This is a genomic window from Streptomyces sp. GbtcB7 (genome assembly GCF_019091445.1).
GTDB classification, from domain to species: Bacteria; Actinomycetota; Actinomycetes; order Streptomycetales; family Streptomycetaceae; genus Streptomyces; species Streptomyces mirabilis.
The window spans coordinates 25,437-41,765 of record NZ_JAGXJM010000063.1 but is presented as its reverse complement, the minus strand read 5'-3'; the positions used below and the strand labels follow the sequence as shown (position 1 = coordinate 41,765).

The following is a 16,329-nucleotide window of genomic DNA, read 5'->3' as shown; positions in this document are numbered from 1 at the left end:
AGCCGTGGTGCTTGGAAACAGGCATGCCCGGTTCTGAGGGGGCCGGGTCATGGCAACATGACCCGGCTACCCGACCAGTGGCGGGCCAACAACCTCTGGTCCGGTTCCTACTTCGCCGGGACTGTCGGCGGCGCCCCGCTCTCCGTGGTCAAGCAGTACACCGAACAGCAGAACCGGCCGGTATGAGCACTGCCCGGCTCCGCCGGGACAAGCCATCACGGTGCACCGCAGCCAGTGGGCACACCTCGTCCGAATCCGCTGACCTGCTGAGACGCGGCTCGTACCGGGTGGAGCCCGCGTTGAGGCGTGGAGATTCCCTGTGCCGCTCAGGGCTGTTCACGGGTTCTGCTGCTCCAGGGCACCGCTCTTTCGGTGAGGCCGCCACACGCCTGCCGCCTCCGTCCCTGCGGCCACCGCTCACGCCATATTGGAGACATGAACGCAGACGACAGGAACATTCTGGCCGGGGCACGTGTGGCGACCAGGCTTCCCGCCCAGGACCTGGACCGAGCACGGCGCTTCTACTCCGAGCAGCTCGGTCTGGAGCCCGTCGATGAGCGGCCCGGCGGGCTGCTGTACCGGTGCGAAGGCGCGGACTTCGTCGTGTTCCGGTCGACCGGAGCCTCGCCCGGCACCTTCACTCAGATGGCCTTCGAGGTCGACAGCATCGAGACGGTCGTATCGGAGCTCAAGCGGCGCGGCGTGGTGTTCGAGGAGGTCGACGTGCCCGGGTTCCGGACGAGGGAGGGGATCGCGGAGATCGACGGGAACTACCCGAGCAAGGGCGCACGGGGTGAACGCGGCGCCTGGTTCCGTGACAGCGAGGGGAACATGCTGGGCATCGGCGAGCCGGTCGTCTGAGGAGAGTGCCCGATCGGCGTCCGTGTCCCTTGTCGGCGACGGTGGTCGAAGGTGATGAGCCGAGCTGGTCGAACTAGATGATCGATTCCTAGGGGTAGTTGCGGCTGCGGGTGACCGATGAGCCTTACTGATTCCCGAGACCGGCGCCAATTGACGGGCCTCGTATGGGAGCAGCCGACGGGAGTAGATTCTGGTCCCAAATGCAGGCGCGGATGAGGAGCACGGCCAGTGACCAGCGACAATCGCATAGGACCGCCCAGTTTTGGAAGCGAACGCGACATGCTGCGGGCTTTTCTCGACTACCACCGCGCGACCCTCGCCATGAAGTGCGAAGGGCTTACCGGCGAGGAGCTGCGGCAGCAGTCGATGCCGCCGTCCACGCTTTCGCTGCTCGGTCTGGTGCGGCACATGGCGGAGGTGGAGCGTGCTTGGTTCCGTCGAGTGTTCGAGGACAACGACGCTCCCATGGTCTGGTCCGACAAGATCGACTTTCAGGCGGCCTACGACGCGAGCGCGTCGACCAGGGACGAGGCGTTCGTAGCCTGGGAGGCCGAGGTGGAGAACTCGCGCCGTATCGAGCGGGAGGCTGAGTCCCTGGACCAGGCCGGGTATCAGCCGAGATGGGGCGAGGAGGTATCGCTGCGGATGGTGATGGTGCATGTGCTCCTGGAGTACGGCCGCCACAACGGGCACGCGGACTTTCTGCGTGAGGGTGTCGACGGGACAGTGGGCGCCTGAGTAAAACGCCGGACGCCAGTGAAGCGCAGGCCGCATAGGGGCAGTTCCTCGGATGCGGCGCGGAATCGGACGTCGACCCGGGCCAGTTACGGCCGGCGCGCCCAGACACGGGTGTTCAGCCGTTGGCGCAGGTGGTGTTGCCCCGACTCGGGTGGGTTCCTGGGCACACCCCCGTCACGAAGGACTCGCCCTGTCCCGGAGAAGAACGCGGGGAGCGTTGACCGTCTGGCGGGGGTGATGCCGCGTTCCTTAGCCGTCGGGAGAGGCGCCGCGGAAGGTCGGCATCGAGGCGTAGCGCTGGGGTCCGAACGCCGCGAGGTAGGCGGAGTCGCCGCGCTGGTCGTCGGTGGAGGAGCGGATGTCGTGGTTCCCAGCCAGGACGCTGTAGGGCACCTTGCCGTGGATGGTCCTGAAGGTGTCGGCGGCGAGTGCGATCTCCTGCTCGGTGCCGTGTTCCGTGACGTCACCGAGGTGCGTCATGAAGGCGATGTTCGCCTCCTCACGCTCGGCGGCGAGGTAGCGGAACGTGGCGCTCAGGGGTGCCGGGTCGGAGCTGTCGGCGTCGAAGAGGTACTGCGTGTCGGGCAGGACGGCCAGCGCGAAGCGGGGGCTCTCGGTGTCGAAGTGGGACCGGCCGCTGCTGTGGGCTGCCGGGTCGGCGTGTGCCTGGGTCGCCTCGAGTGCGGTCGTCACCGCGCCGGCCGCGGGTATGGTGACCGCGGCCTGCAGCAGTGCGCGTCTGTCCAGCCGGTCGTGGTGCCCTGCTGTGCTCATGTGCCCTCCAGATGAGGAACGTTGGGTTCGCAAGGCACAGTCCTGAGCGGCCGTGGCCACGTGGTGGCAGTTGACTTGCTCTCCCTGCTGTAGCAGGGAGATTCTGGTCTTCCTCACCGGGTGCTGTGCCGCTGCGCGGCACGAGTTCCGGTGTGGATTCCGTGGCTTCCTGCTTCTTCGCGTTGTGCCGGAACGAGTTCCGGTCTTACCTGCGCTCGACAGGCTGTCACCGCCAGTCCGGCGGCCTGTTTGACGTTCTTGGCGGCGTTGTGGTCCCGGTCATGGACCGTGCCGCAGTGCGTGCACGTCCAGGTACGCACGTGCAAGGGTTTGGGCCCGTCCTCGACTCCGCAGGCCGAGCACACCTGACTGGTGGGCTCGAACCGGCCGGCCTTCACAAAGACGCGAGCGTACCGCTGTGCCTTGTACTCCAGCATCGCGAGGAACTGCGCCCAGCCGGCGTCGTGCACGGATTTGCCGAGCCGGGTGCGGGCAAGGGCTTTCACCGCCAGGTCCTCCACCGCAACCGCTTGGCTTTCGCGGATCAACTGGGTGGAGAGCTGGTGGTGGAATTCGCGGCGGGCGTCGGCGACCTGCGCGTGCGCGCGGGCCACCTTCAGACGGGCCTTCTCCCGGTTGTTCGACCTCTTCTGCTTGCGGGACAACTCCCGCTGGACCTTCTTCAGTTTCTTCTCCGCCCGGCGCAGGAAGCGCGGGGAGTCGATGACACGGCCGTCGGAGAGGACCGCGAAGTGTGTGAGACCCAGATCGATGCCCACGCTGGGCAGGTTGTCGGCTTCGGGCATCCGCGCAAGGTCGGCGCCGGGGTCGGTCTCGATCACGAAGGAGGCGAAGAATCGCCCCGCTGCGTCCCGGATCACCGTCACGCTCGACGGGACCGACGGGAGGCTGCGTGACCAGCGCACCTTCACCTCGCCGATCTTCGGCAGGAGCAGCCGCCCCGCCTTGGTGATCTTCCATCGGGCGTTCGCGGTGAACCTGATCGCCTGGCGGGCATCCCGCTTCGACCTGAAGCGCGGCGCCCCCATTCGTGCCCCCTGGCGGGATCCTTTCAGAGAGGAGAAGAAGTTGGTGCAGGCGCGCTCCATGTCCCGCAGCGCCTGCTGCAGGACTACTGCCGACACCTCGGACAGCCACCGCCGCTCGGGGCTCTGCTTCGCCTCGGTGATCAGCGTCTTCGACAGCGCGCCCGCACTCGGAAACGCACACCCTCCCGCCGGGCCCGCTCCCGGGCGGCGACCGCGTCGTTGTACACCGCCCGCGCGCACCCGAACGCCCGCGCCGGCGCAACGCGCTGACCGGGCTCCGGGTCGAGGCGGAAGGCATACCGAAGCTGCATGATCCGGACGCTAACACCCACCACCGACAACCCGACCCGATCAGCCGAACCCAGCCTCGCCGGAACACTTCCGCACTGCTGTCATACGGGCAACACCGGCCCGGACGAAGCACTCCCCGGCTCCGCAGGACAGCCACAGGATGCGCTTCACCCCCAGGCTGAAGCCTGGAGCACTGCGCAAGAAGTCCGGTAGCTGAACGCCGCATTCTGTTCGCCGCACGTTTGGCTTCCGTCGCCGCGGTGCGAGGCGGGGTGCGCTATCGGAAGAACAGCTCGCGTGCGCCGTCCCGGTCGACTCGCCCGCTGCCCCCTCCTCCCCTCTCCCCCGGGGTCCTGCCCTCCCCCGGGCCGCTGCGTGGCCGCTGCGGCCGGAGACGCACGGAGCCGTTCGGAGAGGCCGACGAACACGCGTAACGCTGCCGTCTGCGGGGGAATCGGCTCCGCCAGCCCTCGGTCCGGCCCCGCCGCACCGGTCGGGGCGCGGCCTGGGGGCGGGAGCAGCCGTAGGCAGGAGGGACGTGGCCGTACAGCGTGAAGCGGCCACCCCTCGCACGGACTGCCCCTCCTACGGGCCGACCCTCGCACGGGCTGCCCTCCAGAGCCGGCAGCTGGGCCCGGCCCTGCACGGCTCGCGCAGCGCCTCCAGCCGGACCCCGCTCACCCGGGCCGGGCAGGCCCCGTCACCTTCCTGCGGCCTGCCCCCGAGCGGCAGGCCCTCGGCGCCCCGTCGTCGGCCAATCAGCGGGTCAGCGGGTCAGTCGTGGTCCTCCTCGTGCTGGTGCGCCGCGACCAGGGCCTCGATCATGTCGACGGCGCTGCCCTCGTGGTCGCTGCCGGCTGTTCCGCTGCCCTGCTGGATGTTCGCGGTCCGGTCCACCTCGAGGATCGAGTCGGCGTGCGAGTTGTCGAGGACGGTGATCAGGCTGTCGCCCGCGGCTGCCGGTGTTGCCGCGGCTCCCAGCAGGGCCGCCGCCAGCACGGCGGCCGTGCGCAGTCGCGGTGGTGGGACGCGTGCCGATGTCACGCGCTCACGCTCTGGGGTTCCGGCCGCAGTCGGGCGATGTTGCGCTCCAGCAGTTGGGTGGCGGTCTTGACGCCGACGCCGTCCGCCGTGTTCACCGCGGGGAGCCGGCCGTCCGCCCTTCTGAGGTCGGCGAGCGCGGAGTGCATGGCCTGGTGGGCCGCGAACAGACACGGTGTGCTGTAGATGGCGACGTCCACGCCGAGTTCGGACAGTTCGGTCAGCGAGAGCCGGGGTGACTTGCCGCCCGCGATCTGGTTGAACAGCAGGGGCTTGTCGCCAACCACCTTGCGGATCCGCCGGATCCATTCCACGCTGCGTACTCCGTCGACCAGCACCACATCCGCGTCGGTCGCGGCCAGTTTCTCGGCCCGGTGCAGGATGTCGTTCTCGTCGGTGGCGTCCGTACGGGCCACCACCACCAGGTCCTGCCGGGTCGCCAGTACCATCTCCAGCTTGGCGAGGTACTCGGACAGCGGCAGCACCTGCTTGCCGTCGGCGTGCCCGCACCGGCGCGGGCGCTTCTGGTCCTCCAGGATCACTCCCGACGCCCCGATGCGCTCCAGTCCCTCCACGACATGGCAGGCGACCTCGGGGTCGACGTATCCGTCGTCGATGTCCACCAGGAGGTGGTGGCGCGGGAATGCGCCCCGCAGCCGCTGGACGAACGCCACCATGTCCGGCCAGGCGATGAAGCCGATGTCCGGCAGCCCGTAGTACGAGGCCGCGAAGCCGAAGCCGGAGACGAACATCCCGTCGTAGTGCTCGGCCGCGATCGACGCCGAGTACATGTCATACACGCCGATCAGTGGAGTGGTCTCCGGCCCGGCGATCTGTTCCCTCAGCTTCTTCCCGTAGGTCAACGTCCGGTTCCTCTCGTGGGGTTGGACACGTCGCGTGGCGAGGGCCGTCGCAACACGACCGCCCTTTGCCAGAACAAGAGGATCCCTATAGCGACACCGGACCCTCTCCTTGGACGGGCTTTACTCACCTCAATGGCGCAAGCGGTTCACCGGAGAAACGTCACTGATCCTCCGTCCGGGCCGCCCAGTTGATCCCGCCGCGCGGACGGGCGCGGAAGCCCGGGTCCGCGCAGGCGGCCGGGGCCGCCACCCGGGTACGGCGACTCGTTGGCGGCACTGTCGTCCGGCTGCCCGGAGGTCTCCTGGCGGCGCCGCGGTCCCCCGGCGATCAAAAAAGCAGCCCCGCCTCCGGGAGACCGGAGGCGGGGCTGTGCGGAGCGCCGGGCAGGCCTTGCACCTGCATCTCCCCGCAGGAAGCGGGGCGTCTTTCCTTGGACCACCAACGCGAGGCTGACCGCCGGAAGTTCGGGCGGCTCGCTCAAGATCAATGATAGCGCAGTCCCAGCGTCCCGATCACGCGGCGGCGCAGGAACCGGACCGGCCTGCCGTGCGGGACAGCGCCCGGGTCCCCGGGTGTTCAGGTCAGCGGAATGGTGACTTCGTCCTCGACCGGCGGGTCGAGTTCCTGCGCGCGGTTTCCGGTGGCCGCGAAGCAGCGCAGCCGGACCGACTCCGGGGTGACGTCCAGGCGCAGGAAGCATTTGAAGAAGGGTGGGCTGTAGGTCGCCGAGCTCGGTGAGAAGAGCTGGGTGTAGATCTTCCGCACGGGCAGGCGGAAGCGCGAGGTGCGCTCAGGTCGGCCGCCCGCGCCCAGCAGGTTCGCGATCAGACGGGTGCGCCGGGTGACGCGGGCGGGCGGGCCCTGGGTACGGGTCGGCGGGATGCCGAGGCGCTCGGCGACGACGGCTGTCGCCTCGGCCTCGGTGAGGGTGAACAGGCGGCGCAGGCGGAGGCGGTGTCCGTAGAGCCTGCTGTAGAAGGCGAGGGAGTCGCCGCGCAGCGGGTAGCAGCGGAACTCCTGCTCGGTGACGTTCGCGACGCAGACGCGGGGGATGGTGTGGGTGGCGTGCATGAAGGCTCCGCCGCCGCCCGACACCACGTACTGGATGGTGCGGCCGTCGACCTGCACCGGGTAGCGCTGGTAGTTGTGGATGTCGCCGCCTATGGCGGCGAGGTAGCGGTAGTCCGGGTCGCGGACGAGGTCGTCGACGGTGCCGCCGCCTTCGATGGGGCAAGGGTGGTGTTCGCCGTCCACGTACAGGGGCGAGCCGGTGACGAGGATCTTGGGGAGAGGTCCCTTGGACACCTCGCGCAGCCATGCGCCCTGCTCGGTGTCGATGGTTCCCAGCAGCCCCGTGTCGATGCCTATGATCCGTACCGGACCGGCGTCGATGGCCCAGTACGGGCCCGGCTGGACGGCCTGTTGGGCTGGTGAGGAGCGCAACTTGCGTGCTTCGGTGAGGCGTTGTCCGTCGGCCGGGTGTGGCCGGTGCCACAGCAGCGACCGCAGCCAGGCCCGTGAGAGGGGGCGCGGCGCGGGCTGTGGGGCGAGTGGCGGGGCGTCGTCGCAGAAGACGCGCATGAAGCCGCCGAGGTCTTCGTACCAGTCGTGGTTGCCGGGTATCGCGTATATGGGTGCCTGGTAGTCCTGGTACGGGCGGAAGAACTTCGTGCCGTAGTCGTCCGTCCGGCCAACGGGGTAGATCACGTCGCTGGCGATGACGGCGAATTTCGTTCCCTGACTGGCTTTCAGGAAGCCGGGGACGACAGCGTATTGGGGATCGTCGCCCTCGCCGGTGTCTCCGATGACCATGAAGGAGAAGTGGTCCGGGTCGTCGCGCCGGATCACCTTGGCGGCGGGTGCTCCGGCGGCCGTCCGCTGTGCCACCCAGCGGCTTCGGGTGTGGCCCGTAGGATCCCCGAACCAGGAAGCCAGCACGCCGTTGCGTGCGGCCCACAGGGTCTTCGGGTTAAGCCATGAGAGCTTGTCGACCTGGTGCGGCATCAGGTGTTTGTACTCGCCGTGTTCCAGGGTGCCCCAGCCGGCGCCTTCGGCGGTATCGCGTGAAGAGTCAGACACCGGTGAACCGTAGCAACGATCCAGGAACGGGCCGGGGGAAGGGTGCCTCGCGGCACTGCCGCCTCTTCGTCTCCAGGCGGGCGAAGACGTCGAGTTCGTACATGCACATCGGGCCGTGGTCGTGCTCGGCGGCCTCGCTCCTTTCCGGCATCACGTCGCGGCCGGACAGCGGCGTCTTGTCGTCGCCTGACGTCCGCCCGACTCGGGACAGTCCGCAGACTCCACCGGTCCCGGAGCGAATCGGGACGGCTCCCGCCCTCCCCCGGATCCCCCGGATCACCCGGATCACCCGGATCACCCGGATCAGGCTGCCCTCAGCTGCACCGCCTTTCGGGCAGCCTCTTCGTGGCCGGTGCGTGCCGCACCAACCCGGCTGCTTGACGCCGACCACGGCTCGGGGGGCGGGGCGGCGGCCGGAGGGCCGCTCAGGCCCGTGGCTCCGGGCCGCGGGCAGACTGGGCAGTTTTGGAGAAGCATCGGTGACCCGGCCGCCCCTACCGTCGAAGCCATGAACTCCATCGACTCCGTCACCCTTGAGGTGGCCGACACCACGGCCGCCGCCCGCTTCCACTCCACCGCCTTCGGACTGGACTCGTCGCACGTGCGCCTGCGCGCCCGCGAAGCCCCCACGACCGGCTTCCGCGGTTTCACCCTGTCGCTCGTGGTGTCCCAGCCGGGCAACGTCGACGCCCTCGTCGGCGCGGCCCTCGACGCCGGCGCCACCGCCCTCAAGCCCACCTCGAAGTCGCTGTGGGGCTACGGCGGCGTCGTTCAGGCCCCGGACGGCACGATCTGGAAGATCGCGACGTCGACGAAGAAGGACACGGGCCCGGTCACCCGGGACTTCGACGAGCTCGTGCTCCTGCTGGGCGTCGAGGACGTGAAGGCCAGCAAGCAGTTCTACGTCGAGCAGGGCCTCACCGTGGGTAAGAGCTTCGGCGGCAAGTACGTCGAGTTCGCCACCGGGTCGGGCCCCGTCAAACTGGCTCTGTACAAGCGCCGTGCTCTCGCCAAGGATGCGGGTGTCCCCGCCGACGGCACCGGATCGCACCGGCTCGTGCTCTCCAGCGCCGCCAGCCCGTTCAGCGACCCGGACGGGTTCGTCTGGGAAGCCACTGCTCCCCTGACTGCCATCGCCTGAGCCGAGCCACCTCCGTTTACGGGACAGCGCTTTTAGGCCGGCATCCGCGGGGCCATGCTTTTGCCGCCACCGGTCCAACCACGTCAATTCGGCAGAACGAAAGACCAGGACATGATCGAAAAGGCATCGAATGCCACCGCGCGATCCCGCTGGGCTCCGGCGCCGGATCAGCCGCCTGGTGACCTCACCGAGCTCACCGGTCCCACCCAGGGCACAGTCGTCCTCCCTCCTTCACCTGGCATGGTCGGGGCTGCGCACATTCGATCTCGGTGACGAGGAACCGCTGCTGGGGATGTACCGGATCGTCTTGCTCAACGGCAGACGCGAGGACTACACCTGCTACCTCGACGCCGCACAGCTGATCGCGCATTGGCCGCTCCTGCGCAAAATGCTCGGCCGCGGTGTGCGCACCGCCTGGGAGGACCGCTTCGTGCAGTGTGTCGTCCGCGAGTGATCGCGGATTGTCGAGGTCGCGTGACTACAGCGTGATACGCCTGGTCAGCCACCATTCGAGGTACTTGGCGAGATTCGGCGCGACCCAGGTACGGCTGTCGTCCTCGTGGTTCCACACGAAGACATCGGGTCGGCGGATTGTCGGAAGGAGTGCGAAGAGGTCGCCGTTTCCCGCATCTGCGAAGAAGAGCAGGGGATCGAAGGGCATGTAGAGCGTGGCGAGTTCGGCGTCCCCGCGCATGGTGAGGTTCTCGGAGACGATCCGCTCCGCCGGCCAGATCAGACCGGCTCCGTACTCGCCCTCGATGCCGTTGCTCTCACGGAGAAGAGCGGCGAGGTCCTCAGGCAGCGGATGGCGGAGGACGGTGGCGCATCTGCGCAGCGATGCTTCCGAGGCCGCGGGCTGGAAGGCTGTCGGCCCGGACAGGGCGGTAACCAGCTCGGTCCACACGATTGGTTCACGCTCCAAGAGTCGGGCCGGCCCCCAAGCGCGGAGCGGTCCGCCAGCCCAGGCTCATGCCTCCACTCCTGAGCAGGAAGCACAACTGATCGTCGCACGACGAACACGACGGCGCTTCAGGCAGGCCCTCTCATGGACCGCCGCCAATGCGGGACAGCCCTTATAGGAACGGTGAACTGCGAGGCCGTCCTCGCCTGTCGGGGAGCCCGTGTGGCCGGGGACGGCCGGTTCTCCGGTTCTGACCGGGGCTGCGTCTCCCCCATTCACCGGCTTCGCCACGTGAGGGTGTTGCGGTGGGCCGTGCCGTCCGTGGTTCGTAGTGGCGGTGATCGCAGAGGGCAGGGGGCGCGTCGCCGCGTTCGTCGCCGTCCGGGTCGCGGGGCCCGGCGGGCTGCGGCGGGACCGTTCTGCGGCCGGGGTGGACGGCCCCGATGGAGATAGGCAGGCTGCCTGTTAATATTTGTCAGGTGGCCTGCTCATCTCCGCCGGGATCTCCCCAGCAGGCCTGCCCCGTCGCGGAAGGTCCCGGAGGAAGGAGCCGCGCCGTGCCGTCTGCCGGTGACACCCGTACTCCGGAGCGGATATCCGAGGCCGGAGCGCCCCGTGGCAATCCCTTCGGTGCGCGCTTTGTGGCGCCGCTGTACCTGGGGGCCTCGCTCAACCCGGTCAACAGCTCGATCATCGCGACGGCGCTGGTCGCCATCGCCGCGGCCCTGCACATCCCCGTCGGGGACACCGCGATCCTGATCTCCAGCCTCTATCTCACCAGCGCGCTGGCCCAGCCCGCCGCCGGGCGTCTCGCCGAGGAGTTCGGGCCCCGGCGGATCTTCGTGGCCGGTATCACGCTGGTTCTCGTGGCGGGGATCGTCGGCTCGCTGGCCCACTCGCTGACGGCACTGATCGTGGCCCGGGTACTGATCGGCGCGGGCACCTCGGCGGGCTACCCGGCGGCGATGCTGCTGATCCGCCGCCGCGCCGAACAGGCCGGCCACGCGGCCCCGCCGCGCGAGGTGCTGGGCGGTCTGTCGATCACCGGTGCCGCCACCGTCGCCGTCGGCCCCGCCATCGGCGGACTGCTGATCGGCTGGGCGGGCTGGCGCGCCGCCTTCTGGATCAACATCCCGGTCGCCGCCGTCGCCCTGTTCCTGGCACTGGCCGGGATCGCCCGAGACCCCGACCCGGTGCGCTTCGGCTCGCCCCGCGCGCTCGCCTCCCGCATCGACCTGCTCGGCATGCTGGGCTTCGGCGGCTCGCTCACCGCGCTGATGATCTTCCTCGACGCGCTGCCGCCTGGACTGGCCCGCGCTCGCCGCCGCCCTGGTCCTCGCCGCCGCCCTGGTCGGCTGGGAACTGCGCGCCGCCCAGCCCTTCCTCGACGTACGGCTGCTCGTCGCCAACGGCGCCCTGACCCGTACCTATCTGCGCAACGGCCTGACCCTGATGGGCACGTACGTGATCCTGTACGGGCTCACTCAGTGGCTGGAGGTGGCCCGCGGCCTGTCCGCCTACCAGGCCGGGCTGATGCTGATGCCGATGGGTGTGTTGACCGCCCTGGCCGCCCGGGTGGTGTCGCGGCGGGCGGCCGTGCGGTGGCCGCTGATCGCCTGCGCGGTCCTGCTGCTCGTCGGCGCGGTGGCCACGCTGTTCGTGGGCAGCGGCACCCCGATCGCGGCGGTCATCTGTGTCACCGCGGTCTTCGGCCTGACCTCCGGCGCCGGGACGGTCGCCAACCAGACCATCCTCTACCAGGAGGCCCCCGCCGCCGCGCTGGGCACCGCTTCCGGACTGCTGCGCACCTTCGGCTACATCGGGTCCATCGCCTCGGCGGCGATCACCGGCACGGCCTTCCACCGCGGCGTGAGCGACAGCGGCCTGCACTCCATAGCGTGGGTGCTGGTCGCGATCTCCGCTCTCGTCCTCGTCATGACCGTCCTCGACCGGCAGTTGGCCCGGGCCGACCGGCATCACACGAACCAACCCCCGGCCGGGGCCCGGAATCCGGGCCCCGCGCCCAGCACAGAACCCACTCACGCAGAACCCCCTCGCACAGAAAGCCGATCCACTGACATGACCACTGGTACGCACACCACCCCCGCCCTCGACCCGGCCCGCACCGCGCTGCTGCTGATGGACTTCCAGCCCGTCGTGCTCGGCGCCGTGCCCGACCCGGAGGGCGTGCTCGCCCGCGCGGGCGAGGCACTGGCCTGGGCCCGCGCCCACGGGGCGCACGTCGTCTTCGTACGCGTCGCGCTCGCGGAGAAGGATGCCGTCGCCGTGCCCGCCCACAACAAGACGTTCTCCCAGGCCGTCGCGGCCGGGTACCTCACCGACGGCACTGCGGCGACGGCGGTGCACGAGTCTCTGAAGGCCGAGGAGGACGATCTGACCGTGCGCAAGACACGGATCAGTGCCTTCGCCAGCGACACCGACCTGCGCGCCGAACTCCGCGCCCGCGGCGTGGACACCCTGGTCCTCGCCGGGCTGTCCACCAGCGGCGTGGTGCTGACCACCCTGCGGCAGGCGGCCGATGAGGACTACCGCCTGTTCCTCCTGGCCGACGCCACCGCCGACCCCGATCCGGAGGTGCACCGGGTGCTCATGGAGAAGGTCTTCCCCCACCAGGCCGAGATCATCAGCACCGCGGACCTCGCCTCTCTGAGCACGGCAGCGGAGTAACCGGCACGACGCTAGGCGGTCTCGAAGTCCGCCAGGCGATTCATGATCTCGGCGGCCTTGTCGAGCGTCCGGCGCTCGGGGGCCCGAAGCGCGGACCCGATCACGTCGGCCAGCCACGCCTCACGGGCCGCCGGGATCCGCTCGGTCAGCGTCCGCCCGGCCGGGGTCGCGCTCACCAGGGCCTTGCGCCCGTCGTTGGGGTCCTTCGCGGTGGTGACCAGCTCACCGGCGCGCAGCGCGGCCACGGTCTCCGCCATCGACTGCCGCCGCACGTGCTCGGCCTGCGCGAGCTCGCTCACGGTCATCGGACCGTCCGTGACGATCCGGTGCAGCGTGGTCAGATGCGACCAGTTCCACGGCAGGTCGTCGATCGGCGCCTCGGTGCGCAGCCGCGCGCGCAGCCGCGTCATCGCCCGCATCAGCTCGACGGCGGTGCCCTCTGGCGGAACCGGTTCGCTACTCACCGAGCCAGCATATTGCAGGGCGAAGACGCCCTGATCAGGGACGGGAACCGGGAGAGGTGGATCCCCGGGCAGGCAGACCCGATGCCCCGTCAACGGCCCGTCGGACAGGTCCGGTTGCCTGTACGGAGCTCACCTGTTCCACGGCGGGCCGGTGCCCACGCCGCCGCTCCCGCCGTTCGTCCCCACGACGGGCCGCACGATGTCTTCGTGTCTTGGGTCCGGTACCGAGCCCCCGGGTCCGTTAGCGCGCTTGGGTGTGCTCGCGTCGCGCCGCGGTGTCGCTGCCGTCCCACTGGTAGCGGTCCGTGCCGGGCAGGCCCAGGAACTGCAGGACGCGTTCGACGAACTCGTCCCGCAGCTGCGCGAGTGTCTCGGGCACGTTGTAGTACGTGGGGATCATGGGGTACACGGTGGCGCCCGCTTCCGTGACAGCGACCATGTTGCGCAGGTGGATGAGGTTCAGCGGCGCTTCCCGCAGGCACAGGACGAGTCTGCGCCGTTGTTTCAGCATCACGTCCGCGGCTCGTTCGATGAGGCTCTCGGTCTGGCCGTGAGCGATGCGTCCGAGTACGCCGGCCGCGCACGGCAAGATGATCATTGCGTCGCTCGGGTAGCTGCCGCTGGTCACTGGTCCGGACATGTCGGCCGGATCCAGGAAGCGTACTTTCGGTGACGTCGCCTCCAGGGCCTGGACCACCGAGTCCGGGTCTTCGCCGGTCCGGAATTCGAAGGCCACCAGTTTGCGCCCGTTGGCCGACACCAGAAGATCGACATGGCCGACCCGGTCGTCCCTCTGAAGTGCGGTGAGCAGGGCCTTGGCCACACCGGTGCCGCCCGCTCCCGTGACAGCAACGGTCACATTCTGCTGGGTCACGACTGTCCCTTTTCCTGACTCATCGGGTCGGCAACCGCGCTGACTCGTGCCGTACAAGTGATGTCTCGACGCCTGGGGTTGAAGGAGCGCTGTCCGCTTCGGTCCGGCACGCACGCTGATCGGTACCCGCCTGTGATCGCGAGATCCCCTCGGTCACTCGACCAGCGGCTCTGGTCCTTCCTCATTCACCCGGTCGGCGTCCACCGCTCAGCGAGGTACGGGCCCGCGCACGACGGTCCACCCGGTTCCGCGCCTCGGCCCATGGGCCCGGCACGGCGCCCGCCCCCTGACCGCCGGGCTGTGGCCGGTCAGGGGGCGGGCGTCGTGCCGGTCGTGTGGCGGGCCACCTGGTGGTGGTTGCGTCCCAGACGTCTACGGCAGCGCAGGTGCCGGCTCTACGGCAGCGCGGGTGTCAGCTCGATGCGGCAGAGCCGGTGTCGCCCGTCTGCTCGGATTCGGCGGCCAGGACCTTGGCGCGCACGTCTGCCGGGAAGACGCCGTCGAAGGTGGCGGGCGGAACGCGTCCGCTTCCCACCGCCGGGAGCAGGGCGTCGTGTACGACGATGGCTCCCCAGCCGTTGTGCAGTTCCTCCTCGAGGAAGCACGGGTACCACGGCATGATCGGCCCGTGCCACTGCTCCTGACGGAGCGACGGATGCACTCTGGTGGCCAGCGCCCACAGGAGATCCGAGTCGTTCGCCGGGTCCACGTCGTCGTCGAGGACGTAGACGACCGGGGAGAGCCGGCCGACCCGGGTGCCGTTCAGTACCTCGCCGATGCGGTGCACGAATCGCGCGGTGTCCATGCCGGGCAGCGCATCGCGCCAGTTCTGCGGGACCGTGATCACCGTCCAGAAGCAGGCGGCGCCGAGCGGCAGCCAGGCGGTCGTGATGGGCAGTCCCGCCCCCTGCAGGACCGCGACGACCTCTGCGGAGATGCCCGCGGCCGGTGCGACATGCGAGTCGTCGACGGGCCGTCCGGCGGCGGCCAGCGGCCAGATCGGGTCGTCGCGGTAGGTGATCGCTTCGATGCTGAAGAGCGGCTGCGGCGATGTCTCGGGCAGGGCCCAGCCGTGGAACTCCGCGAACGGGCCCTCCACGGCATCACGCGTTGCGGACAGGTACCCCTCGATGACGACCTCGGCGGAGGCCGGCACCTCCAGGTCGTTCGTCTCGCACTTCACTACGTCGACCGGCCTGCCCAGCACCGCTCCGAGATACGCTCCCTCGTCGACCTCGGTCGGAACGGTCATTCCGCCGACGATGGCAGCACCCGGGTCGCCTCCCTGGAAAAGGGCGTAGGGCATCGGCTCGCCGATGGCCTCCCACTCACGCCAGATCATGCCGAGGTGCTGACCCGGCAGCACCAGTCCGGTCATGTGCCGGTCGTCGATCATCATGATTCGGGAAATGGACCAGTTCGTCCATCGGCCGTCCGGCGTCCTCGCGACGATGACACCCCACGTATTGACGTAGGGACCGCCGTCGCTCTGGTGAACGAACGGGATCGGGAATCGGTCGAGACGGGCTTCTTCCCCCGTCAGGATGTTCTGCTTGCAGGGCGCCGAGTCGGCCGCCACACGACGCGGCGGGAGTAGTTGCCCGGTGCCCGCCTGCCTGAGGTGTTCGACCAGTTCGGCAGCGGTCGTCGTGTACGGCAGGCCGAGGGAGAGGGAGACCCGGGCCAGCGGGTGCCCGGGAACGCTCGACAGGGCGCCCGGGGCTCCGATCATGCGGAACCCCTCGTCGACCCCGCTGAGGTGCTCGAAGAACGGGGCGGGCCGGCCGTTCTCGGTGGACCGCCGGGTGACGGCCGCCGCTTCCAGATTCGGATCGATCACGCGCTCGATGCGCTGGATGTCTCCCAGCGCGTCGAGCGCGGAGAGGTAGGACCGGAGGTCATTGGTTTCGGACATCAGTCCCTTACGCCTTTCAATTCGGATGGGCGAGGCATTCCGTCCCAGCGCCGCGCCGACGGCACCTGGATATCCAGCTGGTCCAGCACTCGGACAACGACATGCTCAACGAGTTCGTCGATGGTTTTCGGACGGCTGTAGAAGGCCGGCATCGGCGGAACGATTCTCGCTCCCATACGGGAGAGTGCCAGCATGTTGTCGAGATGGATTTCGCTGAGCGGGGTCTCCCTCGGCACGAGCACCAGGGGACGCCGCTCTTTCAGCGTGACGTCGGCGGCGCGGGGGATGAGGCCGTCGGCGTATCCGGTTCGAATTCCGGCGAGCGTCTTCATGCTGCACGGCACGATAATCATTCCATCCATCCGGAATGACCCTGATGAAATCGCCGCACCCTGATCGTTCCATGAATAGGTCACGTCTGCCAGATCGGTGACTTCGCGAACCGACAGGTTGGTCTCCAGATGGATTGTCGCTTTGGCCCACTGGGACAGAACGAGATGCGTTTCCACGTCCGGCTGGTTCCGCAGCCGGCGGAGCAGCTCGACGCCGAAGACGGCGCCGGTCGCCCCGGTCATTCCCAAGATCACTCTTCGCGGCACGGGAACCACCTTCCGTACACGGTAAGTCCGTACACGGATGAATGTAGAGG

General features: G+C 69.2%; 16 protein-coding genes and 2 pseudogenes. 7 read left to right on the top strand and 11 right to left on the bottom strand.

The features are described 5' to 3' along the window. From KVT44_RS59455 to KVT44_RS52045, 3 genes are all read left to right on the top strand, one after another. Nucleotides 1–186 (top strand): transposase (locus KVT44_RS59455; protein WP_254651063.1); only part of this gene is annotated, 186 nt, incomplete at its 5' end. Nucleotides 187–435: 249 nt separating this feature from the next. Then, entirely contained in the window at nt 436–861 is a 426-nt protein-coding gene (locus KVT44_RS52050; RefSeq protein ID WP_054231693.1) for a VOC family protein, read from the top strand. Nucleotides 862–1,089: 228 nt separating this feature from the next. Continuing rightward, on the top strand, nt 1,090–1,599 hold the full coding sequence (locus KVT44_RS52045; protein ID WP_217575745.1) for a DinB family protein: 510 nt from the start codon (nt 1,090–1,092) through the stop codon (nt 1,597–1,599). Nucleotides 1,600–1,848: 249 nt separating this feature from the next. Here KVT44_RS52045 and KVT44_RS52040 read toward each other — a convergent pair whose 3' ends face one another. From KVT44_RS52040 to KVT44_RS52015, 6 genes and pseudogenes are all read right to left on the bottom strand, one after another. Continuing rightward, a complete protein-coding gene (locus KVT44_RS52040; RefSeq protein WP_217575743.1) occupies nt 1,849–2,373 on the bottom strand; it encodes a metallophosphoesterase in 525 nt (174 codons plus the stop codon). Nucleotides 2,374–2,486: 113 nt separating this feature from the next. After that, nucleotides 2,487–3,733, bottom strand: a pseudogene (locus tag KVT44_RS52035) (RNA-guided endonuclease InsQ/TnpB family protein). Nucleotides 3,734–4,487: 754 nt separating this feature from the next. After that, the gene (locus KVT44_RS52030) at nt 4,488–4,757 is read right to left on the bottom strand and encodes a hypothetical protein (RefSeq protein ID WP_217575741.1); all 270 of its coding nucleotides are present in this window, start codon (nt 4,755–4,757) and stop codon (nt 4,488–4,490) included. Continuing rightward, a complete protein-coding gene (locus KVT44_RS52025) occupies nt 4,754–5,617 on the bottom strand; it encodes an oxaloacetate decarboxylase (protein WP_217575739.1) in 864 nt (287 codons plus the stop codon). Before KVT44_RS52025 ends, KVT44_RS52030 begins: the two co-directional genes overlap by 4 nt. Before the next feature lie 577 nt (nt 5,618–6,194). Further along, nucleotides 6,195–7,697 (bottom strand): metallophosphoesterase, encoded by a 1,503-nt coding sequence (locus KVT44_RS52020; protein ID WP_217575737.1) that lies wholly within the window; start codon nt 7,695–7,697, stop codon nt 6,195–6,197. Next, complete coding sequence (locus KVT44_RS52015) at nt 7,690–7,995, bottom strand: hypothetical protein (RefSeq protein ID WP_217575735.1); 306 nt, start codon at nt 7,993–7,995, stop codon at nt 7,690–7,692. Before KVT44_RS52015 ends, KVT44_RS52020 begins: the two co-directional genes overlap by 8 nt. A 210-nt stretch (nt 7,996–8,205) precedes the next feature. Between KVT44_RS52015 and KVT44_RS52010 the strand changes: the two genes are divergently transcribed. Next, on the top strand, nt 8,206–8,838 hold the full coding sequence (locus KVT44_RS52010) for a glyoxalase (RefSeq protein ID WP_217575733.1): 633 nt from the start codon (nt 8,206–8,208) through the stop codon (nt 8,836–8,838). 292 nt (nt 8,839–9,130) lie between these two features. Then, a complete protein-coding gene (locus tag KVT44_RS59450) occupies nt 9,131–9,292 on the top strand; it encodes a hypothetical protein (protein WP_254651062.1) in 162 nt (53 codons plus the stop codon). Nucleotides 9,293–9,316: 24 nt separating this feature from the next. Here KVT44_RS59450 and KVT44_RS52000 read toward each other — a convergent pair whose 3' ends face one another. Further along, nucleotides 9,317–9,742: an SMI1/KNR4 family protein gene (locus KVT44_RS52000; RefSeq protein WP_217575731.1), complete on the bottom strand. Its 426-nt coding sequence runs from the start codon at nt 9,740–9,742 to the stop codon at nt 9,317–9,319. Between the two features lie 440 nt (nt 9,743–10,182). Here KVT44_RS52000 and KVT44_RS59445 point away from each other — a divergent pair. Together KVT44_RS59445 and KVT44_RS59440 are read left to right on the top strand one after the other, a co-directional pair. Then, nucleotides 10,183–10,899, top strand: a pseudogene (locus tag KVT44_RS59445) (MFS transporter); the annotation flags it as partial. A gap of 142 nt (nt 10,900–11,041) precedes the next feature. After that, nucleotides 11,042–12,427 (top strand): isochorismatase family protein, encoded by a 1,386-nt coding sequence (locus KVT44_RS59440; protein WP_308314381.1) that lies wholly within the window; start codon nt 11,042–11,044, stop codon nt 12,425–12,427. An 11-nt stretch (nt 12,428–12,438) separates the two neighbouring features. Here KVT44_RS59440 and KVT44_RS59435 read toward each other — a convergent pair whose 3' ends face one another. The 4 genes from KVT44_RS59435 to KVT44_RS51970 form a co-directional block, all read right to left on the bottom strand. Beyond that, complete coding sequence (locus KVT44_RS59435) at nt 12,439–12,891, bottom strand: MarR family winged helix-turn-helix transcriptional regulator (protein ID WP_143687726.1); 453 nt, start codon at nt 12,889–12,891, stop codon at nt 12,439–12,441. Between the two features lie 241 nt (nt 12,892–13,132). Continuing rightward, the gene (locus tag KVT44_RS51980) at nt 13,133–13,765 is read right to left on the bottom strand and encodes a UbiX family flavin prenyltransferase (protein WP_060897432.1); all 633 of its coding nucleotides are present in this window, start codon (nt 13,763–13,765) and stop codon (nt 13,133–13,135) included. Between the two features lie 412 nt (nt 13,766–14,177). Then, complete coding sequence (locus KVT44_RS51975; protein ID WP_190174208.1) at nt 14,178–15,680, bottom strand: UbiD family decarboxylase; 1,503 nt, start codon at nt 15,678–15,680, stop codon at nt 14,178–14,180. Further along, on the bottom strand, nt 15,680–16,279 hold the full coding sequence (locus tag KVT44_RS51970) for a non-oxidative hydroxyarylic acid decarboxylases subunit B (RefSeq protein WP_308314380.1): 600 nt from the start codon (nt 16,277–16,279) through the stop codon (nt 15,680–15,682). Before KVT44_RS51970 ends, KVT44_RS51975 begins: the two co-directional genes overlap by 1 nt. Between the last annotated feature and the right edge of the window lie 50 nt (nt 16,280–16,329).